Annotated in this window: 21 protein-coding genes and 1 pseudogene; 14 read left to right on the top strand and 8 right to left on the bottom strand. The window is 61.9% G+C overall.

The genetic code is table 11. The annotated features are described in order from the left end of the window. Positions 1-269: 269 nt before the first annotated feature. The 4 genes from RG2_RS28070 to RG2_RS28055 all read left to right on the top strand — a co-directional run bounded on the left by RG2_RS28070 (position 270) and on the right by RG2_RS28055 (position 4304). Entirely contained in the window at positions 270-1295 is a 1026-nt protein-coding gene (locus RG2_RS28070; protein WP_033235858.1) for an ABC transporter substrate-binding protein, read from the top strand. Then, on the top strand, positions 1292-2179 hold the full coding sequence (locus RG2_RS28065) for an ABC transporter permease (protein ID WP_095887703.1): 888 nt from the start codon (positions 1292-1294) through the stop codon (positions 2177-2179). Before RG2_RS28070 ends, RG2_RS28065 begins: the two co-directional genes overlap by 4 nt. Then, the gene (locus RG2_RS28060; RefSeq protein WP_095887704.1) at positions 2176-2988 is read left to right on the top strand and encodes an ABC transporter ATP-binding protein; all 813 of its coding nucleotides are present in this window, start codon (positions 2176-2178) and stop codon (positions 2986-2988) included. Before RG2_RS28065 ends, RG2_RS28060 begins: the two co-directional genes overlap by 4 nt. A 368-nt stretch (positions 2989-3356) precedes the next feature. Then, positions 3357-4304 carry a DUF1254 domain-containing protein gene (locus tag RG2_RS28055; protein ID WP_051730654.1) on the top strand — a complete coding sequence of 316 codons (948 nt, stop codon included), beginning with the start codon at positions 3357-3359 and terminating at the stop codon, positions 4302-4304. A 72-nt stretch (positions 4305-4376) separates the two neighbouring features. Here the strand turns inward: RG2_RS28055 and RG2_RS28050 are convergent, their stop codons facing one another. Further along, a complete protein-coding gene (locus RG2_RS28050; protein ID WP_207787506.1) occupies positions 4377-5321 on the bottom strand; it encodes an AraC family transcriptional regulator in 945 nt (314 codons plus the stop codon). A gap of 245 nt (positions 5322-5566) precedes the next feature. Here RG2_RS28050 and RG2_RS28045 point away from each other — a divergent pair. Together RG2_RS28045 and RG2_RS28040 are read left to right on the top strand one after the other, a co-directional pair. Continuing rightward, a pseudogene (locus RG2_RS28045) lies at positions 5567-6391 on the top strand (SDR family NAD(P)-dependent oxidoreductase). A 47-nt stretch (positions 6392-6438) separates the two neighbouring features. Further along, positions 6439-7464 carry an ABC transporter substrate-binding protein gene (locus tag RG2_RS28040; protein ID WP_133637976.1) on the top strand — a complete coding sequence of 342 codons (1026 nt, stop codon included), beginning with the start codon at positions 6439-6441 and terminating at the stop codon, positions 7462-7464. A 9-nt stretch (positions 7465-7473) separates the two neighbouring features. Here RG2_RS28040 and RG2_RS28035 read toward each other — a convergent pair whose 3' ends face one another. Further along, positions 7474-8793, bottom strand: coding sequence for an ammonium transporter (locus RG2_RS28035; RefSeq protein WP_033235861.1), 1320 nt, complete (start codon positions 8791-8793; stop codon positions 7474-7476). 163 nt (positions 8794-8956) lie between these two features. Between RG2_RS28035 and RG2_RS28030 the strand changes: the two genes are divergently transcribed. The 3 genes from RG2_RS28030 to RG2_RS28020 all read left to right on the top strand — a co-directional run bounded on the left by RG2_RS28030 (position 8957) and on the right by RG2_RS28020 (position 14631). After that, positions 8957-11107, top strand: a complete 2151-nt coding sequence (locus RG2_RS28030) for a DNA polymerase III subunit gamma and tau (RefSeq protein ID WP_033235862.1) — start codon at positions 8957-8959, stop codon at positions 11105-11107. Between the two features lie 141 nt (positions 11108-11248). After that, on the top strand, positions 11249-12463 hold the full coding sequence (locus tag RG2_RS28025; RefSeq protein WP_033235863.1) for an acetyl-CoA C-acetyltransferase: 1215 nt from the start codon (positions 11249-11251) through the stop codon (positions 12461-12463). Positions 12464-12507: 44 nt separating this feature from the next. Then, on the top strand, positions 12508-14631 hold the full coding sequence (locus RG2_RS28020; RefSeq protein WP_095888102.1) for a 3-hydroxyacyl-CoA dehydrogenase NAD-binding domain-containing protein: 2124 nt from the start codon (positions 12508-12510) through the stop codon (positions 14629-14631). Between the two features lie 108 nt (positions 14632-14739). Here RG2_RS28020 and RG2_RS28015 read toward each other — a convergent pair whose 3' ends face one another. Continuing rightward, positions 14740-16041 carry a class I SAM-dependent methyltransferase gene (locus RG2_RS28015; RefSeq protein ID WP_033235865.1) on the bottom strand — a complete coding sequence of 434 codons (1302 nt, stop codon included), beginning with the start codon at positions 16039-16041 and terminating at the stop codon, positions 14740-14742. Continuing rightward, a complete protein-coding gene (locus RG2_RS28010) occupies positions 16038-17483 on the bottom strand; it encodes an FAD-binding oxidoreductase (RefSeq protein ID WP_033235962.1) in 1446 nt (481 codons plus the stop codon). Before RG2_RS28010 ends, RG2_RS28015 begins: the two co-directional genes overlap by 4 nt. A 260-nt stretch (positions 17484-17743) precedes the next feature. On the opposite strand from RG2_RS28010, the gene RG2_RS28005 reads away from it, so the two are divergent. Then, a complete protein-coding gene (locus RG2_RS28005) occupies positions 17744-18178 on the top strand; it encodes an SRPBCC family protein (protein ID WP_033235866.1) in 435 nt (144 codons plus the stop codon). Positions 18179-18185: 7 nt separating this feature from the next. Here RG2_RS28005 and RG2_RS28000 read toward each other — a convergent pair whose 3' ends face one another. The 3 genes from RG2_RS28000 to RG2_RS27990 form a co-directional block, all read right to left on the bottom strand. Beyond that, positions 18186-19664 (bottom strand): alpha/beta hydrolase, encoded by a 1479-nt coding sequence (locus tag RG2_RS28000; protein WP_033235867.1) that lies wholly within the window; start codon positions 19662-19664, stop codon positions 18186-18188. Positions 19665-19670: 6 nt separating this feature from the next. Beyond that, on the bottom strand, positions 19671-19895 hold the full coding sequence (locus RG2_RS27995) for a hypothetical protein (protein WP_033235868.1): 225 nt from the start codon (positions 19893-19895) through the stop codon (positions 19671-19673). A gap of 114 nt (positions 19896-20009) precedes the next feature. Then, on the bottom strand, positions 20010-20759 hold the full coding sequence (locus RG2_RS27990; protein WP_230590301.1) for an Rv3717 family N-acetylmuramoyl-L-alanine amidase: 750 nt from the start codon (positions 20757-20759) through the stop codon (positions 20010-20012). A gap of 121 nt (positions 20760-20880) precedes the next feature. Between RG2_RS27990 and RG2_RS27985 the strand changes: the two genes are divergently transcribed. The 4 genes from RG2_RS27985 to RG2_RS27970 all read left to right on the top strand — a co-directional run bounded on the left by RG2_RS27985 (position 20881) and on the right by RG2_RS27970 (position 23942). Continuing rightward, entirely contained in the window at positions 20881-21219 is a 339-nt protein-coding gene (locus RG2_RS27985; RefSeq protein WP_033235869.1) for a YbaB/EbfC family nucleoid-associated protein, read from the top strand. A gap of 12 nt (positions 21220-21231) precedes the next feature. Further along, positions 21232-21852 carry a recombination mediator RecR gene (gene recR / locus RG2_RS27980; protein ID WP_033235870.1) on the top strand — a complete coding sequence of 207 codons (621 nt, stop codon included), beginning with the start codon at positions 21232-21234 and terminating at the stop codon, positions 21850-21852. Beyond that, entirely contained in the window at positions 21852-22412 is a 561-nt protein-coding gene (locus RG2_RS27975) for a TetR/AcrR family transcriptional regulator (protein WP_033235871.1), read from the top strand. Before recR ends, RG2_RS27975 begins: the two co-directional genes overlap by 1 nt. Positions 22413-22499: 87 nt before the next feature. Next, positions 22500-23942, top strand: coding sequence for an MFS transporter (locus RG2_RS27970; protein WP_045066503.1), 1443 nt, complete (start codon positions 22500-22502; stop codon positions 23940-23942). On the opposite strand, the gene RG2_RS27965 is transcribed toward RG2_RS27970, so the two are convergent. Beyond that, complete coding sequence (locus RG2_RS27965) at positions 23932-24522, bottom strand: TetR/AcrR family transcriptional regulator (RefSeq protein WP_033235872.1); 591 nt, start codon at positions 24520-24522, stop codon at positions 23932-23934. The two genes, RG2_RS27970 and RG2_RS27965, sit on opposite strands and share 11 nt — an antisense overlap. Between the last annotated feature and the right edge of the window lie 130 nt (positions 24523-24652).

The following is a 24652-nucleotide window of genomic DNA, read 5'->3' as shown; positions in this document are numbered from 1 at the left end:
TCGGATCGGTCAGAGGTATGCCGATACCGATGAGACGTTGGCGAAGTTGGGTTATGCGCCGAATCGTCGGCCGGGTCAGTTGGGTTTCACCCACCACGCCTGATTTTTCGTCAACCTGCATGTTTTGTCCGGGGCGCGCCAGTACTGCCGTGCCCCGGACACGCTCAGTACAGCCGCCGGCGCATTTTGCGCACACCAATTGTGTTGGCTCGCATCCCGGTTCGTAGCGACTACCTTCACAAGACACTAAAGGGTATGAGAAAAGTCAGATGAGTTCACAACGTTCTTGGGCACGGAAGGCGGCGGTCATCGCCGCCACTACAGCGACCGCATTCAGTTTGGGTGCCTGCGGCAGTGATTCTGCCTCTGCCGACGGCTCTGTCATGAAGATCGGAATCACTCAGGGAGTGCCAGGCGATCTGCTCACCGTCGTTGCTGAAAACGAGGGTTTCTTCGACAAGCGTGGGGTCAACGTCGAACTGATGCCTCCCTCCTTGACCACCGCCCTCTCCGCCGCCGTCATTTCGAACGACATCACTGTCGGGACCATGGTGCCCGGGACCTTGTGGCCGGCAATCGACAAGGGCGCCTGTGCAAAGGCTTTGGGCTCCACGCTCGGAAACACGATGGATGTGATTGCGCAGCCAGGCACCGAGATCGCCGGTGACCCCACCGATCCCAACACCACTATGGCGAGCATCAAAGGAAAGACCATCGGTGTCACTTCCCGTGGATCCGGCATGGAACTGTGGATTACGCAGCTGCTCAACGATGCCGGTCTGGACCCGGCCAAGGACGTCACGTTCGTGGGAGTCGGAGCGCCGGCCACAGCAATCCAGGCGTTCAAGGCCAAGCAGGTTGACGTTCTCTACTACGGCCCCACTATGGCCGAGCAGTTGCCCGAATCCGAAGTAGTGCGCGTGACGGACATTATCGGCAAGCCCGGGAATGCGCTTTCCTCGCTTGTTCAGGGATATCCCTCGGCGTCCTGCAACACGATCGAGCAACGCCCGAACGACTTGTTGAACTACTGCAAGGCGATGTGGGACACCTACGATTTTGCGCAGGATCCCAAAAACGCTGCGGCGATGGGCAAATGGATGTCCGAGCTGATCGGTGTCTCGCCTGCCGGGGGACCGGCAGCCTGGGACGCACTGAAATCGACGTATCTGCCGATGACCATCACGCAGGAATCGTGGGAAGCGCAAGCCGAGTTGGCTGGTTCGCCGGCTCCCGTTGCGCCGGATTTCGCCAGCTCGGTCTACGAGCCGTGCACGGGTGGTGATCCGCGATGACCCCTCCCGCTGCCGTCGCGACGACGCGCGTCGACCCGGTACTTCAACCTGTCCCACCAGAGGAAAAGAAGCCGAAGGGTAAGAAAGTTGTTGTCGGCGCTACCGGCGCCAAGGCCAAACTTTCCGGCGGATCATTACTCGCGGTGCAGATAGCGCTGCTGATCGCGATACTGGCTGCCTGGCAGATCAGCTACAACTACGCCGGTGAGAACAAGCTGGTGGTGTCGAACCCGAAGCTCGTGTGGGAGGCCTTTCTGGCTTGGCAGGAGAAAGGCACTTTCTGGCCTGACCTGTGGTCGACGGTGTCTGCGGCCTTCATCGCATTGATTCTGAGCGCGGTGATCGGTATTGCCGCGGGCATCGGGCTCGCGCTGGCGCCGAGCGTCGAGGCCGTGGTTTCTCCGTTCCTGGACGCGATCAATGCGATGCCGCGCATTGCTCTTGCCCCGGTGTTCGTCATCTACTTCGGTATCGGTTCGACCTCGAAAATCGTCCTGGCATTCACGCTGGTTGTCTTCATCATCACCATCAATACCAGGGCCGGTGTATCGAGTGCCGACTCGGAATTGCTTCGGCTGTCCGTGGTCATGGGAGCGAGTAAGTGGCAGCGCTTCTACAAGGTGCTCTTGCCGGTGGCCGTGCCGTCCATCTTCGCCGGTCTTCGGCTAGGCCTGATCTACTCGCTCCTCGGCGTAGTCGGCGCAGAACTCATCGCCTCGACAAGTGGCTTGGGGCAGCAGATCTCGGCATCCTCGGCTGCGTTCGACCTCGGGACGGTGTACGCCGCGCTGATCGTTCTTGCAGTGATCGCCGCAGTGTTCAACGCTGCCGCCGGGCGTATCGAGAAGTCGATTCTTCGTTGGCAACCCCCGCAGGACGCATGATGACGTATACAGGAGTGAAAGCTGTGGGAACCGACAACGCCGTTGCAGTCGAAGACCCCGCGTTCGAGATTCGTTCTGCAACATTGGATTACACGCCAGCTGGCGCGAGCACCTTCTCCGGAGTTCGAGATCTCTCGCTCACGGGTAAGCGGGGTGAGCTGTTGGTACTGGTAGGACACAGTGGCTGCGGAAAGACAACAGCGCTGAATCTGATGGGGGGATTGATTCATCCGACCACCGGCTCCGTCTCGGTGCTGGGCACCAGTCCGGCGCAGGCGCGTTCGGAGATGGGATACATGTTCGCCCGTGACGCGCTGTATCCGTGGCGTACGGCCAGGCAGAATGTGGAGCTCGGTATGGAGCTTGCTCATGTCGGAAAGGCCGAGCGGCGTGAGCGGTCGATGGAGATGCTGCGCAGAGTCGGACTCGAGGCTGCAGCGGACCGGTACCCGTGGCAACTGTCGCAGGGCATGCGTCAGCGTGCGGCTCTCGCCCGGACGTGGGTGATGAAGCCGGCATTGATCCTCATGGATGAGCCGTTCTCGGCGCTGGATGCGCAGACCCGCGACGTGGTTCGCGACGAATTCCTTGATGTGTGGAGCCAGGAACGGCAGACCGTGGTTTTCGTGACACACGATCTGAACGAGGCATTGCTCATCGCGGATCGGGTAGTTGCCATGCGCGCCGGTGAGGTTGTGGTGGATATGAAAATCGAGATGGATCGACCTCGAGATGAGGCCGGCCTGGAAAGCAGCAAGGAGTTCCGTGACATGTTGGGGGAGTTGCGCGCAACGCTGAACTCGCACTGATTCTCGCGCAGCGAGCACGCGCGGCGGTTGGCCCGTAAGGCAGCCGTGATTGATTAGTTGACCCCGCCAGTGAGAAGGCCCTGTCGCGAACACACGTGACAGGGCAGAGGTGTGGCGGTCGATCATGCACATCGTCGCGATCGGATGGGCGAGGGATCGCCAGAGTGCGCTGAACCGTCCACAGCGAAGGCGTCGGTCACGCCCTGACGCGAAAGGGTTCTCCAGGGATGCGGGCTCGATCTAACTCGGCCGATGATGCAGGGCGGGCAGATATCGCAGCCAGTGAATTCACCCGCGGCGGGCGAAGGCAGCGGTTCCACGGGCGATTAGCGTCGTCGTTGATCTGTTGGTTCGAGAAGGGACGCCCCGTGACCGAGATCGTAACCCGAGACAACTTCGTCGAGGCTGAAACCGCGCACTACTTCCGGGAGCAGCTCACCAAGGCCCCGGTCAACAGGTACTTTCACTCCAGGGTGCCGGTGAACGTCGAAACCCAGGTCGTGATCCGGTCGAACGTGGACCTGATCTACTCCTTCGCCGTCGTCGACGTGACCGAGGAAGCCACCTTCTCGCTCGCGCCGTCCAGCGAATACCAGGTGGCCGAGATCATCGACGAGAACCATTACGTCGTCGGTGTCATCTACCCCGGTGAGATTTTGACAGTGCGCAACGCCGACCTGTCCACCGGCACTCATGTGTATGTGGCGGGCCGCACCGCGACCGGGGGCGGGCTCGCCCGCGCCCACGAGTTGCAGGACGCACGCCGGATCACCGCCGCGACGTCCAATCCGTACCGAGGCCGGGAGTTCGACGAGGACACCCGCAAGTCGGTCGGCGCCGAGCTGGAAACTCATGCCGCCGAGGCGGACTTCTCCAAGGGCTTCGGTACCCCCGTCAGTACGGATTCTTACCAGCACCTGTTGGGCGCCCGCCTGGGCTGGGGTGGTCTGCCGCCCGAGGATGCCCAATACTTCCAGGCGGTGGCCACATCCACCGGTGTGGATGTGTGGACCTTTGCTGTTCCGCCGCTGGACTACGAGCGCAACGGATACTTCTCGGTGATCAAGTACGACGGGATGGGCTGGCTCGACGTCGACCGACCTGGCCTGTCCGACAGCGAACTGGTTCGCAACGACGACGGCACCATCAGCATCTGGTTCGGTGACGACCGCGTAGCGAACAAGCCGAACGTCATCCGCGCGACGGAGGGGCAGAAGTTCTATTACGGCATGCGCCTCTACCGTCCGCGTGATGCCGAGGAAACCCGCGAGTTCATCGAGAAGGTTCGGTCGACACCGATTACTCCAGTTGGCTGACGGCTGTACCGCCAGTCGGTCCACTATTGCCTACCTCGGACATCATCGAAGCAGCCGGTGAACGGCCCAGAGTTACTGTTGCGACCAGACCTTCGGACTGCATCCGAACTGTTGGCGGAACCACCTCGAGAACGCGCTCAACTCGGAAAACCCGAGTTCCACCGAGATTTCGGTGAGGGAACGATCTCCGCGCTCGATCGACATTGTGGCCTGATCGCGTCGCACCGCATCCAGGATCGACGAGTACGTCTCACCCGACTGCGCTAGTCGCCGATGCAATGTCCGCCTGTCCATCCCCAGACTGCGCGCGATACGCGTCACCGAGCAATGCTCTGTCGGTAGCAGTGTGGCGATCAGGTCTCGGACCTGTCCGGCCAGGGACGGGTTCTCCGGCGGTGCGAGTAGTCCGAGATACTCTTGGGCGAACGGACGAAGTACGGGGTTGGACAGTCGATTTGGTGCATCCAAATCGCTTGTTGCAATGATGATTCCGTCGATCTCGTGATCGAAGTGGATGGACGGGCCGAAGATGCGAATGTGCATCTCGTCGTCGGCGGGCGCCGCATGCGTGAAACAGGTGGATATCGGTAGCCATTCGTCGGGCAGGAAATCGCACAGGACTCGTAGGGTCGACGCGACAACCAGATCCACCGATTGCTGTCCCAGGATCATCCCGTCCATCGGCGTCACTCGAATCGTGGCCAGGCCGCGAGATTCTGTCAAATCGAGACGGATTGCTTCGTTGTGTAATTTCATGTGGCGCAATACGATTCCGAGTGCGCTCCGTACGTCGGGCTCCTCGCGTGCGATCAGGCCCACCGGACCGAGGTTCGACACACCGCGATCAAGGGACATTCTGAGGCCGAAATCGTCACGGCCCGATTGTGATGCGGAGAGTTCGAGCAACTCGCTCACGGACTTCGCTGCGATCCATCCCTGCGTCGAGGCAAACGAGGCGGGGTCGATCCCGGCAACCCGCATCAGGGGGTGAGGATTCAGTCCAACCGACTGTGCCACTTCGACATATCCGTTCAAGACAGCACTACGTAGCCTCAGCATCGACGGCCCGAACTCTCGACGTGTTGTCCCATGTTGTCAAGGATATCGACCCAATCTGTCAACGCGGTCGCCGGGGACGACTGTAGCGTGATGGTCGTCACATCGATTGGGCCGAGCATTGCCCCGCGACATGCTCGGTGCCCGAAAACCCTGTTGTCCACACCGTTTTGTCGGCACGAATTTCTTCGAGAAAGGGATTGTGCATGAAACTTCTCAACCGGGTTGCGGTTGTCACGGGCGCCGGACAAGGTCTTGGCCGGGCTATCGCACTCGCGATGGCCGAGGAAGGCGCGAACCTTGTCCTGTGTGATGTTCAGGGTGACAAACTCGCAGAGGTATAAGCCGAGATCGAGGGCTTGGGGCGCGAGAGTCTTCCGGTTCGTTGTGATGTCTCGTCGAAAAGTGAAGTGGCCGAGATGTTCACGGCTGCAGCAGAGAGATTCGGTACCGTCCACATTCTCGTGAACAATGCGGCAATTGTGCCGACCTCGCCGGCCGACGAGATTCGACGTAACAAGCACTACGAGTACGTCACGACACCTGTTCCTCGGCGCGCAGTCGGAATTACCAGCAGCCTCGATGATGACGACTGGCTCCGGTGGTGGGATGTCAACGTGCACGGCCTGTTTTACTGCACCCGCGAGGCACTGAAGTACATGGAACCTCAGCAGTACGGCCGGATCGTCAACATTTCCTCTGTCGCCGGTATATCCACCGCAAGCATGCACAGTCCTGGTTACTCCGCGAGCAAGGCCGCCGTAGCGAACCTGACCAAGACTGTTGCCCTGGATGTAGCCGGCGCCAACATCTTTGTGAACGCAATCGCGTGCGGAGGTGTGCTCACTCCGCCGTTCGAGGCCTACCTCGAACATGCCACCGACGAGGAAAAGCGGAATCTCTATCAAATGATCCCGGTCGGACGGCTCGGAAAGCCTGAGGAATATGCGTCCCTGGCGCTCTACCTAGCCGGTGAAAACCACTATCTCGTCGGCCAGGTGATCAGCGCCAACGGCGGCGTCGTCATCTAGTCCAGGCTCCACATTCCGTCACCCACTTGAGTATTCGAGGACATCAGTTGAACACGCAAAGTTTCCGGACATCGAAGACGATGTTCATCGCCGCTACGACAGTTGCCGCATTCACTTTGGGAGCATGCGGGAGTGATGCCGCTTCGGCAGAGGGTTCCGTCATGAGGATCGGAGTCACCCAAGGGGTGCCCACCGACCTGCTTACCGTCGTCGCCGAGAACGAGGGGTTCTTCGACAAGCATGGAGTCAACGTCGAATTGAATCCACCTGCCTTGACCAATGCTGTTGCCGCCGCTGTCATCTCCAACGACCTCACGGTCGGTTCGATGGTGCCGGCGATGCTGTGGCCGGCGATCGAGAAGGGCGCATGCGTGAAAGCTCTTGGCTCCCTGGTGGGCAACACGATGGATGTGATCGCGCAACCGGGAACCGAGATTGCAGGTGACCCCACCGATCCCGACACCACGATGGCAAGCATCAAAGGCAAAACGATCGGCGTGACAGCCCGTGGCGCGGGAATGGAATTGTGGATCAGCCAGATGGCACAAGAGGCGGGTATGGATCCGGCCAAGGACATAACTTTTGTCGGAGTCGGAGCGCCGGCCACCGCAATCGCGGCGTTCAAGGCCAAACAGGTCGACGTCCTCTATTACGGTCCCACCATGGCGTCGCAGCTCTCCGAATCCGAGTTCGTGCGTGTCACGGACATCATCGGTAAGCCCGGCAATGCGCTGTCGGGTCTCAATCACGGTTATCCCACCGCGTCCTGCAGCACGATCGCAGAGCGTCCGAATGACGTCATGAATTACTGCAAGGCGATGTGGGACACCTACGATTTCTCGCAGGATCCGCAAAACGCCGCCGTAATGGGGAAGTGGATGGCAGAGCTGACCGGCGTGGCTCCGGAGGCGGGAACTGCGGCCTGGGAAGCGTTGAAGGACGCCTACCTGCCGATGACCATCACCAAGGAATCATGGAAAGAGCAGGCGCCCCTCGCTGGTTCGCCGGCACCTACCGTCCCGGATTTCGCGAGTTCGGTCTACGAGCCTTGTGCAGGCGGTGATCCCCGCTGACCCCTGCCTTCAGTCCCGGTCGCGTTCTCGTTCCCCACGTTCCTCTCGCTGACGCTGAAGGAACGGACTGGGGTTCTGGCCGCCGATCGGACCGTGTCCGAGGACGCCGTGCTCGTAGGCGGACTCGGCGTGCAGTGCGACGTCGATTCCGCGGGCCTCGTCTTCGCGCGAGATGCGGAAGCCGAAGGTTCGATCGATCAGCTTGCCGAGGCCGTAGGTGACACCGAAGGCATAGAGCGCGACGACGACAACACCGACAAACTGCTTGCCGAGCTGTGCAAGACCGCCACCGTAGAAGAGTCCTTCAGGGCCGCCGGTCATGACGGCCGTCGCGAGGAGTCCGATCAACAGGGATCCGATGATGCCGCCGACGAGGTGCACGCCGACCACGTCGAGGGAGTCGTCGTAGCCGAGTTTGTGCTTCCAGCCAACGGCATAGGAGCAGACGATGCCGGCGATCAGTCCGATGATCACGGCCCCGAACATATTGACGGTTCCGCAGGACGGCGTGATTGCCACAAGGCCGGCAACGACGCCGGACGCGGCGCCGAAGGTCGTGGGATGGCCGTCGCGGTTCTGCTCGACGAACAGCCAGCCCAACAGACCGGTGCAACCGGCGACGAGGGTGTTGAGGAAGATCTGCGCGGCCATACCGTCGGCGGCAAGAGCGGAACCGGCGTTGAAACCGAACCACCCGAACCACAGCAGACCGACGCCGAGCAGGACGAAGGGAAGGTTGTGCGGACGCATCGACTCGGCTTTGAATCCCATGCGCTGACCGAGGACCAGAGCCAGCGCGAGGCCCGACGCGCCGGAGACGATCTCGACGACCAAGCCGCCCGCGTAGTCGAGGGCTCCCATTCGAGCCAGCCAACCGTCCGGATTCCACACCCAGTGAGCGACCGGTGCGTAGACGAGGAGGGACCAGATCGGGACGAAGATCATCCAGGCGGAAAACTTTGCCCGGTCTGCGATGGCGCCACTGATCAGTGCTGCGGTCAGGATGGCGAACGTCAGTTGGAAGGTCGCGAACAGCACTTCCGGAACGTTCCCGTGCACGGTCGACGGGTCGATACCTGCCATCCCGAGGTGTTCGAGTCCGCCGATGATGCCGCCGTGATCGTCACCGAATACGAGGCTGTAACCCACGAACAGCCAGGCCACGGTGACAAGCGCGATGGAGACGAAGCTCATCATGATCATGTTCAGTACGCCGGTCGAGCGGACCATGCCGCCGTAGAACAAGGCAAGGCCTGGAGTCATCAGTAGAACGAGTGCGGTGCTGATGAGCAACCAGGCGGTTGCTCCGGCGTCGATGGTGGCGGGCACAGTTTTCTCCTCCCACATGCGGACCTGTCCGCATGCTCGGCATCCACGATGGGTGCGTGTGGTTTCCACTGCGCTGCGACCATGTTGCGAACATGTTTCGTATCCGTCTGGGCGTTGCACCCGCACCGGGCGAGCTGTCGTACCTCGCCGGTAGTCTTTGCGCGTGGCCCTGTACCGGAAGTATCGACCGGCGTCCTTCGCCGAGGTGGTGGGGCAGGAACATGTCACCGCACCACTGAGCACCGCCCTCGACGCAGGGCGTATCAACCATGCCTATCTGTTCTCCGGCCCTCGTGGCTGCGGAAAGACGTCGTCAGCTCGTATTCTGGCGCGCTCACTGAACTGCAAGGAAGGCCCGACGTCGACGCCGTGTGGAGTGTGCAACTCCTGTATCGCGCTCGGTCCTGGCGGTTCCGGCAACGTCGATGTCACCGAACTCGACGCCGCGAGTCACGGTGGTGTCGACGACACCCGTGAGCTTCGCGACAAAGCCTTCTACGCGCCGGCCGAGTCGAACTACCGCATCTTCATCATCGACGAGGCCCACATGGTCACGGCGGCGGGTTTCAATGCACTCCTCAAGATCGTGGAAGAGCCGCCCGAGCATCTCATCTTCGTCTTCGCGACCACGGAACCTGAAAAGGTCCTTCCGACCATTCGGTCGCGTACGCACCACTATCCGTTCCGGCTTCTCGCGCCGTCCACGATGCGCGGGCTCCTCGAGAACGTGTGTGCGCAAGAGAACGTCGCTGTCGAGCCGGCGGTGTACCCATTGGTCATCAAGGCCGGTGGCGGATCGCCGCGTGACTCCCTCAGCGTTCTCGATCAGCTCCTGGCCGGAGCCGGCGACGAAGGCGTCACCTACCCGCGGGCTCTCTCACTTCTCGGCGTTACCGACGTGGCCCTCATCGACGAGGCCGTGGACGCACTGTCCGCCGGTAACGGTGCCGCGCTGTTCGGAACCGTCGAACGTGTCATGGACGCCGGCCACGATCCCCGTAGATTTGCACTCGACCTTCTGGAACGCCTCCGCGATCTCATCCTGATGCAAGCAGTTCCCGACGCTGCCGAAACAGGATTGGTCGACGCACCCGAAGCTGAACTGGTCACCATGCGTGAACAGATTCAGAACGTCGGACCGGCCACCCTGACGCGTTTTGCCGAGACCGTCCACGCCGGGCTGGGTGAGATGCGCGGCGCCACCGCCCCTCGTCTGTTGCTCGAAGTGATGTGCGCGAGGATGCTGCTGCCATCGGCGTCGGATTCCGAATCGGCTCTGCTTCAGCGGTTGGAAAAGGTCGAAAGAGGTATCCCGGCAGCAGGTTTCGCGCCGGTAGGGTCCGCTGTTGCTGCTTCGAGTACGGCTCCGCCGCCAGTGCATGCTGCGCCGACGCCGTCCCCAGAGCCCCCAGTGGAGTCCAAGTTCCAGCGTCCGTCGCAGCGCAAAGCAGAGCCGGAGGTTGTGCCGCCCGCGCCTGTAGTCGAGGCCGCGCCGGAACCCGCGCCTGCGCCGGTTGTCGAGGTTGTACCTGCGCCTGAGTCGATTGTTGAGCCCGAACCTGCTCCGGTAGTTGAGGCTGCACCCGAACCTGCGCCTGAGCCCGTTGTCGAGCCCGCGCCGGTTGCCGAACCGGAACCCGAGCCCACTCCGGTTGCGGAAGAGGTTCCGGTCGCTGCCCCAGCTTCGGCAGGCCCGACCGTCGAAACACTCCGCGAGTCGTGGAATACGTTGCGCAACAAGGTGGGTGAGCGAAACAAGGTCCTGCCGGCCATGCTGTCGGCCGCGACGGTTCACGATGTGCGTGGCCATGTGTTGGTGATTGCGCATGTCACTCCGGTGCTCGGTGCGCGTGTCACCTCGCCGCACAATGCGGCGGTCATCTGTGAAGTGCTTTCCGAAATGTTCGGTGGCACTTGGCAAGTGGAATACCAGGAGGGTGCACCGGTTGTCCCGGCCGGTTCGGGTCCGGCAGCCAAGGCGGCCGAGGCTCCGGCGCGCCCGGCGGCAGCGCCACGGTTCTCGCGGCCAAGTCAGGAGCGGGCGGCCAAGGCTCCTGCGTCGACATCGCGGCCGCAGGGCGCAGATCGCGGTTCCGACGACATTCCGCCGCCCGAGGCTCCGGATTACCCGGACGACCCTGGACCGGCCCCCGAGGTCGACTACGAAGCGACACCTGCCGCGGCAACGCCGGAAGAAGAAAAGCAGATGTTCGCGGAGGCTGCGCAACCTGCCGATCCGACAACCCGTCGCGACCCGGAGGAAGTGGCAAAGGAACTGCTCAAGGACGTCCTGGGAGCACGCAAGCTCGAGTAGGTGCGGCCCGTCTGATCCTCTCGGTCATCAAGCACGATCGCTTTGGTCCTTCCCAATAATTTGGAACACGTTCTACAGTGGGTGGACCGGAGGTCTGACTGCAGGCCGGTTCGACGAATTAGACGGAAGGAACACCTCACAGTGACCACAGAGGCATTCATTTATGAAGCCATCCGTACCCCGCGAGGCCGCGGCAAGAAGACAGGGTCTTTGCACTCGGTCAAGCCGATTTCGCTGGTCACGGGTCTGATCCAGGAACTGCGCGTGCGCTTCCCCGATCTCGACGAAGACCGGATCTCCGATCTCATCCTCGGGATCGTCGGGCCGGTGGGCGATCAGGGTGCCGACATGGCGCGCATCGCTGTCAACGACGCGAAGCTTCCTGACACCGTCGGTGGCGTGCAGATCAACCGCTTCTGTGCGTCCGGTTTGGAAGCCGTGAACATGGCAGCCCAGAAGGTTCGCTCCGGTTGGGACGAGCTCGTGATCGCCGGTGGCGTCGAGTCCATGTCGAGGGTCCCGATGGGCTCGGACGGCGGACCGTGGGCACTGGACCCGGCCACCAACTACGACAACTACTTCGTTCCGCAGGGCGTCGGCGCAGACCTCATCGCCACCATCGAGGGTTTCTCGCGTGACGATGTCGACGCGTACGCCGTCCGCTCGCAGGATCTGGCCGCGAAGGCTTGGACCGGCGGATACTTTGCCAAGTCCGTTGTCCCGGTCAAGGACATCAACGGCATCACCGTTCTCGACAACGACGAGCACATGCGTCCGGGCACCACGGCGGCAAACCTTGCCGGACTTGCACCCGCGTTCAGTGTCGTCGGTGAGGTCGGCGGCTTCGACGCGGTAGCGCTCCAGAAGTACCACTGGGTCGAGAAGATCAACCACGTTCACCACGGTGGTAACAGCTCGGGAATCGTCGACGGCGCCGCACTGGTGCTCGTGGGCTCCGAGAGTGCCGGTCAGGCAATGAATTTGACCCCGCGTGCCCGCGTCGTCGCGACGGCGACCAGCGGTGCCGATTCCACGATCATGCTCACCGGCCCGACGCCGGCAACCAAGAAGGTTCTGGCTGCGGCCGGCCTGACGGTTGACGACATCGACCTGTTCGAGATCAACGAGGCTTTTGCCTCCGTCGTCCTGAAGTTCCAGAAGGACCTCAACATTCCGGACGAGAAGCTCAACGTCAACGGTGGCGCAATCGCCATGGGACACCCGCTCGGCGCCACTGGCGCAATGATTCTCGGCACGATGGTCGACGAACTCGAGCGTCGCGGTGGCAAGCGTGCTCTCGTCACGCTGTGCATCGGCGGCGGTATGGGCGTTGCCACCATCATCGAGCGCGTCTGACGCGACCGGACTACAGGAGACGAATCAGCGTGACCGAGAACAACATGATCAACTGGGAGCAGGACTCCGACGGCATCGTCCTGCTCACCATGGACGACCCCAACCAGGGCGCCAACACCATGAACGACCTGTACAAGGCGTCGATGCAGGCCACTGTCGACCGCTTGTACGAGGAGAAGGACTCCATCACCGGAGTTGTCCTCACTTCGGCCAAGAAGACGTTCTTCGCGGGCGGTGACCTCAAGAACATGATCAAGGTCGGGCCAGAGCAGGCTCCCGACATCTTCGCCGAGGTCGGAACCATCAAGGCCGCGTTGCGTCGCCTCGAGACCCTCGGCAAGCCCGTGGTTTCCGCGATCAACGGTGCAGCGCTCGGCGGCGGCCTCGAAATTGCCCTCGCGACGCACTACCGCATTGCCGCTGACGTCAAGGGCGTCAAGATCGGTCTGCCCGAGGTCACTCTCGGACTGCTCCCCGGCGGCGGCGGCATCGTGCGCACCGTCCGTCTGCTCGGCCTGCAGAACGCCCTCCTGAACCTGCTCCTGCAGGGTCAGCAGCGCGGACCGGTAGAGGCCAAGGAAGTTGGCATCGTCGACGAGGTTGTCGGTTCCGTCGAGGAACTGGTTCCGGCCGCGAAGGCATGGATCAAGGCCAATCCCGAAGGCGGCGTTCAGCCTTGGGACAAGAAGGGCTACAAGATCCCCGGTGGAACTCCGTCCACCCCGGCCTTTGCCGCCAACCTTCCGGCGTTCCCGGCGAACCTGCGTAAGCAGCTCAAGGGTGCTCCCATGCCCGCTCCGCGTGCCATCATGGCCGCAGCGGTCGAGGGCTCGCAGGTCGACATCGACAACGCAATGCTCATCGAGGCTCGTTACTTCACGTCCCTTGTGACGGGTCGTGTTGCGAAGAACATGATCCAGGCGTTCTTCTTCGACCTGCAGGCCATCAACGGCGGCGGCTCACGTCCCGCCGGTATCGGGAAGACCCCGATCACCAAGGTCGGCGTTCTCGGTGCAGGCATGATGGGTGCAGGCATTGCCTACGTGTCCGCGAAGGCGGGCTTCGAGGTGGTCCTCAAGGACGTCACCATCGAGGCTGCCAACAAGGGCAAGGCTTACTCCGAAGGTATTGAAGCCAAGGCACTTTCGCGTGGCAAGACCACGCAGGAGAAGTCCGACGCACTTCTTGCCAAGATCACCCCGACGGCTGACCCCGCCGATTTCGCGGGCGTCGACTTCGTCATCGAGGCAGTTTTCGAGAGCCAGGAACTCAAGCACAAGGTGTTCCAGGAGATCGAGGACATCGTTGCGCCCAACGCGCTACTGGGTTCCAACACCTCGACGCTTCCCATCACGGGTCTGGCGACCGGTGTGAAGCGCCAGGAAGATTTCATCGGCATCCACTTCTTCTCGCCTGTCGACAAGATGCCGCTGGTGGAGATCATCCGCGGTGAGAAGACGTCCGACGAGGCATTGGCTCGCGTATTCGACTACGTCCAGGCCATCCGAAAGACGCCGATCGTGGTCAACGACTCGCGCGGCTTCTTCACCTCGCGCGTCATCGGCACCTTCATCAACGAAGCCATCGGCATGCTGGCCGAGGGTATCGAGCCGGCCACCATCGAGCAGGCCGGTATGCAGGCAGGGTACCCGGCTGCGCCGCTGCAGCTTTCGGATGAGCTCAACCTCACCCTGATGCAGAAGATCCGCAAGGAAAGCGCGGATGCCGCCAAGGCCGAAGGCAAGGAATTGCCCGCAGATCCGGCCGGCGACGTCATCAACACCCTCGTCGACGGTGGTCGCACCGGTCGTCTCGGCGGCGGCGGATTCTACGAGTACGCAGACGGCAAGCGCACTGGTCTGTGGCCGGGTCTGCGTGATGCCTTCAAGTCGGGATCGACGGAAGCGCCGCTCCAGGATCTCATCGACCGCATGCTGTTCATCGAAGCCATCGAGACCGTCAAGTGCTTCGACGAAGGTGTCCTCATGACGACGGCCGACGCCAACATCGGCTCCATCATGGGTATCGGCTACCCGGCCTGGACGGGTGGCGTCAGCCAGTTCGTCACCGGTTACGAGGGCGGCAAGGCTGGATTTGTCGCTCGCGCCGAGGAATTGGCAGCCAAGTACGGTGAGCGGTTCACGCCGCCGGCGTCGCTGAAGGGCTGATTCAGACCCACCTGAAAAGAGCGAACGTACCTTTCGGCGCATCTAACGCGCTGAAAGGTACGTTCGCTCAGTTCTGGGGAGAGAAAAGCACACGGGAGCCGAAGGCCCCTACCCCTTCCACCACGGGCGCAACGGCACATGTGCCTCGCCCTTGGCGCCGAGTTTGACGGCCAGAACCTGGTGCAGCTGAACGACATTGCGCTCGAAGCCCAGGCGTGAGCCGGCCATGTAGAGGCCCCACACGCGAGCGGTACCTTCACCGACCTCCGCGACGCAGACATCCCAGTTGTCGACCAGATTCTGGCACCACGCCGCAAGGGTCAGGGCGTAGTGCTCGCGGATGTTCTCCTCGTGCCGCACTTCGAGTCCCACGTTCTGGATCTCGGAGATGATGCGGCCGGAACCGGTGAGCTCCCCGTCTGGGAAGACGTACCGGTCGATGAACCCGCCGGCCTTGGCACTGCTGCGATTGTCCGGTCGGGTGATGCAGTGGTTGAGCAGACGCCCACCTTCGCGAAGTTTGCCCTTGAGGAATTCGAAGTACGCCGGGTAGTTCCCGACGCCGATGTGTTCGGTCAGTCCGATGGAAGAGATTGCATCGAAACCGGATTCGGCAACGTCGCGATAGTCGGAGAAACGAACCTGGGCGAGGTCGGCGAGCCCCTCGTCCTCGATGGCTTTCTGTGCCCAGTCGGCTTGTTCGCGGGAGAGGGTCACACCGATCACCTTGACGCCGCGGCGGGCGGCGTAGCGGACCATCGAACCCCAACCACAGCCGATGTCGAGGAGGCGGTCGCCTGCTTGGAGTCCGAGCTTCTCGAACACCAAGCGGTACTTGTTCTCCTGTGCCTGCTCGAGAGTCTGTTCGGCGTTCTCGTAGGTCGCGCAGGTGTAGGTCATCGAGGGGCCGAGGACGTACTCGTAGAAAGTGTTGGAGACGTCGTAGTGGTGATGGATGACTTCGGCGTCACGAGATTTGGAGTGCCGCAGTCCTTCTGCGACGCGGCGCCAGCGGGGAAGGTGTTCCTGCGGCGGCGGCGCGATGGGACGCAACAAATCCCAGCCGAGGGAGCGGGTGATGCTGGCAAGCGTCAGTGCGGAGGGGCGCTTGAGGTGTAGTTCGTCGCCCATGACGCGGAGGATCTCGTACGGGTCGCCGGGATGAACACCCTCGGCTTCGAGGTCGCCGGAGACGTAGGCGCGTGCCATGCCGAGATCGCCGGGAGCTGTTGCAAGATAGGTGGTTCCGCGGGTCGACTTGAGGTGGAGGCCGTAGTCGGCATCCTCGGGTCCGGCGACACTACCGTCGTAGGCGGTGAATCGAAGCGGCAGCATGCCGTCGGAAAGCGTCTCGAGAATCTCTGCGATGGAGAGCTTTTCTTGGTTCTTGGAATCCTTGAACGTGGTCATTTCCGTTGCACCGCCTTAGAAAATAGGTCCAATAAACGCGAATTGGGGTCGTAGCGATCCTTGAGGTGCAGGTAGCGGTCGCCGCCGTAGTACTGCGCCTCGAAGTCTTCCTTCGAGTAATAGGAGTCCGAGTAGAGGGACTTGTGTCCGTCGAAGTCGCCGACCTTGTCCTCGATCAATCTGTTTGCTGCTCCCTCGCGCTCACCGGGAACGATCGGTACCGAAGACCAGAATCCGATGTTGACGTAGGTGCGCTTGGGTTCGAGGGGGTACAACGGCCAAGGCCGCGCTGCGGAGGCTCCGGCGGGACTGGGCTCGCGAAGACGCAACGGGCACAACCACAGCGGTTCGATCGGGATCTCCTCGAGGAACCAGGAGACAAAATCCGCGGTTCGTTCGATGGGCACCTCGACGTCCTGGACGACGCGTTCACGTGGGGGCTTTCCCTTGCGCTTTTCGAGGCGATCGCCGATGTCGTACTTGTGGTCGAGGGCGATCAGTTTCCAGTAGAAGCTGCTGCGGAGGTACTGCTTGGGCCACAAGCGCCGGATCTTGGGGTTCTGGGCTCCGAAGGCCCGCGAGCACCAGAACCAGTCGGTGTCCCAGCGCCACAGGTAGTCCCGGATGGTGAGGCGGTCGGGTTTTGGATGTACCAGCGACGGATGCTGGATCGAACGGTAGAAGATGTTCTGTCCCGTGTAGTCGCTGACCGGCCCATCGTCGTCGGTCTGAACACCGAGCGTGAGGTAGCTCTCGGCATCGGTAAAGACGACACCGTCGAGGTAATCGACCGCGACGCCGTCGTACTCCCGGTCGGTGACGATGCGGTCCATCGTGGTCTCGAGCGTCTTCAGTGAATCGAAACGCAGATGGCGCAGGGCTACATACTTTTTCACCGGTTCGAGGCTGATCTTGAGCCGCGTGGAATAGCCGAGGGTGCCGTAGGAATTGGGGAAACCGAAGAACAGTTCGGCGTGTTCACCGTCAGGTGTGGCGGTGATGATCTCGCCGTTTCCGGTGAGGATGTCGATCTCCAGAACGGATTCGTGCGGCAATCCGTTTCGGAAGGACGTGGATTCGATTCCCAACCCGGTGACGGCGCCACCGAGCGTGATGGTCTTGAGTTGGGGCACGACGAGTGGCGCCAGCCCGTACGCAAGCGTTGCGTCGACAAGGTCCTCGTACGTGCACATGCCGGCGACGTCTGCCGTCCGCGCCACCGGGTCGACGGCGATCACACCGGTGAGCCCGCTGACGTCGAGGCCGGGAGTCGACGACTTGGCACGGGCCCGGAACAGGTTGGAGGTCTTCTTGGCCAGTCGGACCGAACCATCGGGGGGTATCGCGTGATACGACGCGAGAAGTCGCGCAACGCCTTCCCGGTGCCGCGCAAAACCGGTTTCGCGCGCGCCGTCGGAACCCGGACGCTTACCCGCCCGGATCCTGGAAAACTTCGGAACTACCCCATTGAACGAGAGAGTCACAACCTCGACGCTATCCCTAGCGGTTGCTGGGGGCCATCGGTAGGGGTCGATTTGCGGGAATTTGATCGAGTTGTTGCAAACGGTCGCGGATTCGCGGCACCGATAGTGAACCAGCTCACATGATCTGGTCGATAGTCGAGATACCGGGCCGGAACAGGCAGTATGGAAACAAGGGTCTGTGCAGCATGCAGGTAGTCAACTGAGGAGTAGTACGGGTAATGGGTCAGGTCAACGCAATGAGTTCGACGGTCGTTCCACATACACCGGAGCAGGTGCTCGCGGCACTCTCCGATTACGAGACGGTGCGCCCGCGCATTCTGTCGGAGCAGTACCTCGACTACAAGGTGCTCAGTGGTGGCCAGGGCAACGGAACAGTTGCGGAGTGGACCCTCAAGGCGACGGAAAAGCGTTCGCGCAACGTCAAGGCGACGGTCACGGTCGAGGGCAACGTCATCACGGAGAAGGATGCCAATTCCAGCATGGTGACCACGTGGACCGTGGCCCCCAACGGTACGGGCACTACGGTGACAACGCTGACTCAGTGGCAGGGCGCTACGGGTATCGGCGGATTCTTCGAGCGGACGTTTGCGCCCAAGGGCTTGCAGCGCATTCAGGCTACTGTGCTGGACAACCTCAAGCGTGAACTCGGATAGTTCCTGCTCACTTCCCGCTGATGATCCGGCCCAGAGTTTTCAGGGCCGGATTTTCTGCATTCCAGTAGTCGCTGTGCACTGCCAACCCCGGTGAGCCTGGTGCGCTCGTGAATACCTGGGCGCCGAACGTGGGGTCGGCCGGATCGAAACCGTGAATCCCGAGCGCTCTCGGTATCAGCTGCACGGGGTCCCAGAATGCTGTTGTTGCGTAGACGTGTTCACCCATATCGGCTCCCGCCGTCGTATCGAGTCGTAATTCGTCGACGCGCTCCGCGTCGACACCTGGGCTCGCGACGAAGACCAGATCGTCGACGTTCAGTGAGCCTCCGTCGGTGGTGGCGGCGCCGATGACGGTGCTGCCGTAGGAATGCCCGATGACCACGTTGTGCGAGGCAGGACCGTCGTGGGATGCGCGTAAGCCGTCCTGGAATGCGTCCAGCGCGGGCGCGGCAGTATCGGCGTAGCGGTCGAGCCCCGCATCGGGAATGGTTGGCGGCGAATCGTATCCGGACCAGAGAATGACCGAGTTGACGGATCCGGGCGATGCCACGCGGGCCGCGTCGTACATCGCCCTGGTTCTCTGAAGGTCTCCGCCGATTCCGCCGACGGTGGTCCCCGTTCCGGGAACCAGGGTTGCGACATTGTCTGCGGTATCGGGATTTCCGAGTGCGATGGCGGTGTGTCCGTCGGGGCTCACCGCCAGGAGGAACATGTCCGGCCGTAGCTCTGCGGCGACGGCGGCGTAGGTGCTTGGCGATGTTTCGCGCATCGATTCCAAGTAGCGCCGGTTGTAGTAGTCGCGGTCAAGCGCAGGCAGTCCGTCTCGACTTCCGATTGCCGGATCGCGCAGTGCCAGTGCGTCTTTTTCGCCGGGGGAGATGCTGTTCCAGTAGTTGCTCAGTGCGGCGGGGTTGCCGGGAAGGCCTATGGGGTCACTGACAACCGCGACCGGAGGACCCAGAAGCTCTGCGAGTTGGCCCAATGCCGTTGCCAAAGCCTCGGCGGCAGTGTGGTCGGCCTGCTTCACGGCGTCGAGGGCCTCGGAGAGCCTGATGCCAAAAGTTGCTGCAGCCTCGGCATATTGGTCTCCTTGCAGAATATCTGCCAGACTCCCCGGTGTTGCAGGCGCCGGTGGAAAGACCTCGCCGTTGTCGGTGACGGTCAGACCGTGCGTGAGAGTCGCGTCGTCGATGATCATGTTGACTGCGCGGTACGCATGACCGAGCGTATTTGCCGCTCCGGCATAACAGTCCGCCACATTTCGCACAGCAATGGAGATTCGACCGGACACGCGGAGTGTGGCCGAGAGTTCGGCGGCGGCCGCTGTTGCCGCTTCGCCTTTCCAGACGTCGAATTCGCGCTCTACCGTGCGTCGGGCCGCGTCGAGTATGTCTTCGGCCCGCCGATCTGCCTCGATCAGTTGGGAACTCGCGGTCCGCAGTGGCTCAAGCGAGAAGGCGCGAACGTCGGAGATAGTCGGACGCATCGAAATTCAGATCCTGTGAAGCGCGGCAGCGAAGTCACGGTCTGCCGCTCCGAGCAGGCGCGCGGTGTGGGCGGTGGCGTCTGCCAATGCCGAGATTCGCCCGGCCATGAACAGATAGGCGTCGGCGACCGGTGCGATGGCGTCGACTCCGGCAACCTCGTCGGCTCGAGCTTGGAGATTCGTCGAAAGTTGCTGTAGTGCATCAAGATCTGCTTGAAGGAACGTGCCCATGCCGGAACGGTAGCTGGCGCGGCGCCGCTGTGGCGCTTGCGAAATCAGCCTGTGGATAAGCTGTGGTTATCCACAGGAAGGTTGTCCCCAGAAAGGTTGTCCACAGAAAGCCGACTACTGGCTTGTCAGAAACGCCTGCACGCCATCCGAGATCGCCGAGGCGTATTCGGCTTGGCCTGCGGGGCTGCTCATCCGGGCGGCTTCGGCGGCGTTACGCATGTTTCCCAGTTCCACGAGAATCGACGGTCGCTGCGCCAGATTGAGTCCGGTGAGGTCTGCGCGTGGCGACAGGCCGTTCTCGCCGATGTACGTCGACGGTGTGAGTCCGGCGCCGATCAAGGAGTCGCGCATGGTTTCGGCCAGTGTCACGGAAGGTCCGGCCTGAACAGGGTTGAGGGGCGGCGCGGAGTAGCAGACGTGAAAGCCTTCTGCGCTGGCGTCGGCGCCGTCGGCGTGAATGCTGACCACGATGTCGGCGCCGGACGCATTGGCTGCCTCGGCTCGGGCGTCGACGCATGATCCGACGCTCGTGTCGTCTGGCCGACTCAGGAGGACGGTGGCGCCTTCGGCTTCGAGTTCACTCTTGACCAGGCTTGTGACTTCCCAGTTGAAGGTGTGTTCGGCAAATCCGGCGTCGGTGTTGGTGCCGGTGGTCTGGCAGTTCTTGGTGCCGCCGCGGCCGGTGGGGACCTGGGTGTTGACGGTGTCGTCGTTCGCGCCGTTGTGTCCGGGATCGAGGAAGACGACTTTGCCGATTAGTGGTTCGGTAGCGGGCGCAGCCGCCGGTGTGACCGCAGCGGCGCTCTCGGCTGTGCCCGTCGGGATAGTGCATCCAGCGGTGATCAAGGTAGCTGCGAGAGCCACACCAAGCGTGAGGCTACGACGATTAGGCAGTTTTGTGATCTCTGACGGGTTTCGGCGCACCCGCTCACGGTAGCGTGCACCGACTACGCTGGTGGGGATAACTCTGGAGAAAGGACCGCACGTGCAACCAGGTGGAGCACCCGATATGTCCGCATTGCTGGCTCAGGCTCAGCAGATGCAGCAGCAGTTGATGGCTGCGCAGCAGGAAATGGCACAGGCGGAGGTGACTGGCCAGGCCGGTGGCGGATTGGTTATTGCCACGGTCAAGGGCACCGGTGAGGTGGTCGGTCTGCAGATCGATCCCAAGGTCGTCGACCCTGACGATGTCGAAACCCTGCAGGATCTTGTGATCGGCGCCATCGAAGACGCATCGCGCAAGGCTCAGGATGTTGCAGCAGAGAAGCTCGGCCCCTTGGCCGGCGGACTCGGCGGAGGCCTTCCCGGTCTCCCCGGTTTCTAGAGACGAGCCCGCGTGTACGAAGGTCCCGTTCAGGATCTGATCGACGAACTCGGAAAACTTCCCGGGGTCGGTCCCAAGAGCGCCCAGCGCATCGCCTTTCATCTTCTGTCGGTTGAACCGCCGGAGATCGACAGGTTGAAGAATGCACTGCAGCGCATCCGCGACGGCGTTCAGTTCTGCACGGTGTGCGGAACTGTGTCCGATCAGGAGAAGTGCAGGATCTGCGCGGATTCTCGTCGCGACCGAACGGTGATCTGCGTCGTAGAAGAACCGAAAGACGTTCAGGCGGTGGAGCGGACAAGGGAGTTCAAGGGGCGCTATCACGTTCTCGGTGGAGCACTCAATCCGTTGTCCGGCGTCGGGCCGGATCAGCTCCGCATTCGGGAGTTGTTGGCCCGCATCGCAAACCAAGAGGATGGCGTGGACGTGTCCGAGGTGATCATCGCGACCGACCCCAACACCGAGGGGGAGGCAACGGCGACGTATCTGGTTCGGATGATGCGCGACATTCCGGGTTTGACGGTCTCGCGCTTGGCTTCCGGTCTGCCGATGGGTGGCGATCTCGAATTCGCGGACGAGCTGACCTTGGGCAGGGCATTGTCCGGACGCCGCGAATTGTCCAGGAACGCCTGATGACGAGTACGCGGTCGGGGCGTCGTAGTTCGGAGGAGACGCGCGCGCAGATCATGGAATCTGCCGGCAAGGCCTTCGCTACGCGGCCCTATCGAGAAATCACGCTCAAGGACATCGCGGAAGACGTCGGGGTCAGCGCACCGCTCATCATCAAGTACTTCGGTTCGAAAGAGCAGTTGTACGACGAGTTGGTCGACTTCCGGGCGGCGGCGAATACCGTTTTCGACGCTCCGAACGATTCTCTCGGTGAGCGGATGGTGTCGCTGTTCACCAAACCGCAGGAACCGTACAAGCCGTTGTCGGTGAGCCTGCTCTTCATGAGTGGGGTGAGTGAGGAAAGCAACCGCAAACTGCGTGAGAACTATTCGACGCAGATGATCGACGCGCTGGCCGCTCGGTTGTCGGGGCCGGACGCGCGACTACGCGCCGAACTGGCGATGTCGATGGTGGCGGGAGTGGCCGTCATGCGTCGACGGATGTTGGCCGGTCACGCGACGGGCACTCAGGCCGAGGTTGTCGCGATTTATGCGCCGTTGGTGCAGAAACTTCTCGACGGGTGATCGTAGTCACTGTACTTGCGGGGTAAATATCCGTTCACCTACTGTAGGTGAACGGATATTTACTATTAGAGAACAGGTGGCGGTAGGTTGACGACGCTGGACCGTGCACCAGCAGTCCCACCGGTTGTAGCGCGCTCCCGTTTCCTGTTCCCCATCGTTTCCGCAGGCGCTGTTTTTCAGGCCGTCTTGCAAACCGTCATAGTTCCGCTGCTTCCCGAACTTCCGCACTTCACCGGCGCCAGTCGCACCGCGGTGTCTTGGCTTGTGACGGTGACACTTCTGGTCGGCGCCGTCGTCACGCCCATCTTCGGGCGTCTAGCCGACATGTTCGGCAAGAAGAAAATGTTGTTGGTCGCGTTCTTCTTGATGACGCTCGGATCGATGCTGTGCGCGGTGTCCTCGAATATCTCCGTGCTCATCTTCGCGCGAGCTCTCCAAGGTGCAGGCGCCGCTGTCATCCCCATCGGAATTTCCCTGCTGCGCGACGAACTGCCCCGGAACAAGGTGAACGGCGCCGTCGCCATGATGAGTTCGACGCTCGGAGTTGGTACCGCTCTGGGTATTCCGTTCTCGGCGATGATCGCTCAGTACTCGAACTGGCATGTGCTGTTCTGGATCACCACGGCAATCGGGTTGTCGGTGACTCTTGCCGCCGCGTTGTTCATCCGTGAGTCGGAAGTCAGTCCGTCCGGCCGTTTCGACGGGGTCGGTGCGGTGGGCCTGAGCGCCGCGCTCGTCTTGCTGCTTGTCCCGATGACACAGGGCAGCAGTTGGGGATGGGCGAGCGGTTCGGTGATCTCGATGCTGTTGTCGTCGGCGCTTCTCTTCACGCTCTGGGTGTTTCAGCAACGACGCAATGTCAATCCTCTGGTGGACGTTCGCGCCCTGGTCAAGCGTGCGGTGCTGATCCCGCATATCGCCGCGCTTCTGGTCGGCTTTGCGTTCTTCGGGAACACGCTGATCACCACGCAGTTATTGCAAGGCGCACAGGGTCCTGGGGCCGGATACGGGTTGACCATCATCGCCGCGGCGCTGTGCCAGATTCCCGCCAGCATCGCGATGGTTCTGTTCTCGCCGGTCGCCGTGCGCATCACCGACCGATTCGGTTCGCGTACAGCGATGTTGACCGGCGCTGCATTTCTTGCCGGTGGCTACGGAATTCACGCTGTTGCGGGTAAACCCCTGTGGGGAGTGGTTGTCGCGTTGTTCATTACGGCTATCGGAACCGCGATCGTCTACAGCACCCTCTCGCTGCTTATTCTCGTAGCGGTGCCGCGTCAGCGCCTTGCGGCGGCAAACGGGGTCAACTCGTTGTTGCGTACCTCCGGCAGCACTCTCTGCAGTGCGACGGTGGCAACTATCCTGGCCGCTTATGTTGTCGCCGGTAGTGAGCATTCGACGTCGTGGGCAGGTTTTGCCGTCGCCTATCTGGTGTGCGCTGCGTGCGCGGTGGTTGTCTTCGGAGTGTCGTTCCTGCTCCCGCAAGGCCGCACCTCGATCGATATCGAGCTGCCGGAACTCAGGATTTAGGCGGGATTCGGAAACCGGAGAGGAAGAGCGTGATCATCAGATCGGCAAACTCCTCGGTGGTGTACTTCTGGCGGTCCGGCCAATGGTTTGTCGACCACAAGGTGTCGCGCACCGACCGATAGAAGATCTCGGGGGCGATGTCCTTGCGAAAGATCCCCTGTTCGACGCCTTCCGCAATGGCCTTGAGCCAATGCTCGCGAACCTCGCGAGAGGGGCCGTCGACGGACTGCAGCAGATCGTTGTCGCGAAGGTATGTCCGTTCGTTCTGGTAGATCGCGGTGGGGTGCGGGTGAAGTTCGATCACGATCAAGGTCTCCCGGATGAGGCCCCGCAACACCGCCTCCGGCCCGTCGGCCGATCGCTCGACCTGGTTGAACCGTTCCTGAATATCCGCCATGAAGACCCGGAGCAGTTCGGCGACAATCGCGTTCTTGGATTTGAAGTAGTGGTACAGGCTGCCGGAGAACACGCCTGCTGATTCGCCGATATCGCGGACCGTCGTGGATGCGACGCCCTTCTTCGCGAACAGTTCGGCCGAGCTTTCCAAGATTGTGTCTCGACGATCGGGTGTGGCTGCCACATGCTCTCCGCTGCTGATCTGTCCCGTTTCGGGCAGGTGTTCTCTTTCGAGCAATCCTGCCTGACGGCCTGAGTTCGTACCCGATCAGGTGTGATCCGGCGCCGTATTTCAACTTCCCGGCTCCTATGCT

This window comes from Rhodococcus globerulus NBRC 14531 (assembly GCF_001894805.1).
GTDB lineage: Bacteria > Actinomycetota > Actinomycetes > Mycobacteriales > Mycobacteriaceae > Rhodococcus_F > Rhodococcus_F globerula.
The sequence above is the reverse complement of the archived record's forward strand: the minus strand, read 5'-3'. Positions and strand labels throughout refer to the sequence as shown.

Coding starts and splice junctions, on each gene's coding strand:
- RG2_RS28070 (WP_033235858.1), top strand. CDS start 270: ATGAGTTCACAACGTTCTTGGGCACGGAAGGCGGCGGTCATCGCCGCC.
- RG2_RS28065 (WP_095887703.1), top strand. CDS start 1,292: ATGACCCCTCCCGCTGCCGTCGCGACGACGCGCGTCGACCCGGTACTT.
- RG2_RS28060 (WP_095887704.1), top strand. CDS start 2,176: ATGATGACGTATACAGGAGTGAAAGCTGTGGGAACCGACAACGCCGTT.
- RG2_RS28020 (WP_095888102.1), top strand. CDS start 12,508: ATGATCAACTGGGAGCAGGACTCCGACGGCATCGTCCTGCTCACCATG.
- RG2_RS28015 (WP_033235865.1), bottom strand. CDS start 16,041: ATGACCACGTTCAAGGATTCCAAGAACCAAGAAAAGCTCTCCATCGCA.
- RG2_RS28005 (WP_033235866.1), top strand. CDS start 17,744: ATGGGTCAGGTCAACGCAATGAGTTCGACGGTCGTTCCACATACACCG.
- RG2_RS28000 (WP_033235867.1), bottom strand. CDS start 19,664: ATGCGTCCGACTATCTCCGACGTTCGCGCCTTCTCGCTTGAGCCACTG.
- RG2_RS27995 (WP_033235868.1), bottom strand. CDS start 19,895: ATGGGCACGTTCCTTCAAGCAGATCTTGATGCACTACAGCAACTTTCG.
- RG2_RS27975 (WP_033235871.1), top strand. CDS start 21,852: ATGACGAGTACGCGGTCGGGGCGTCGTAGTTCGGAGGAGACGCGCGCG.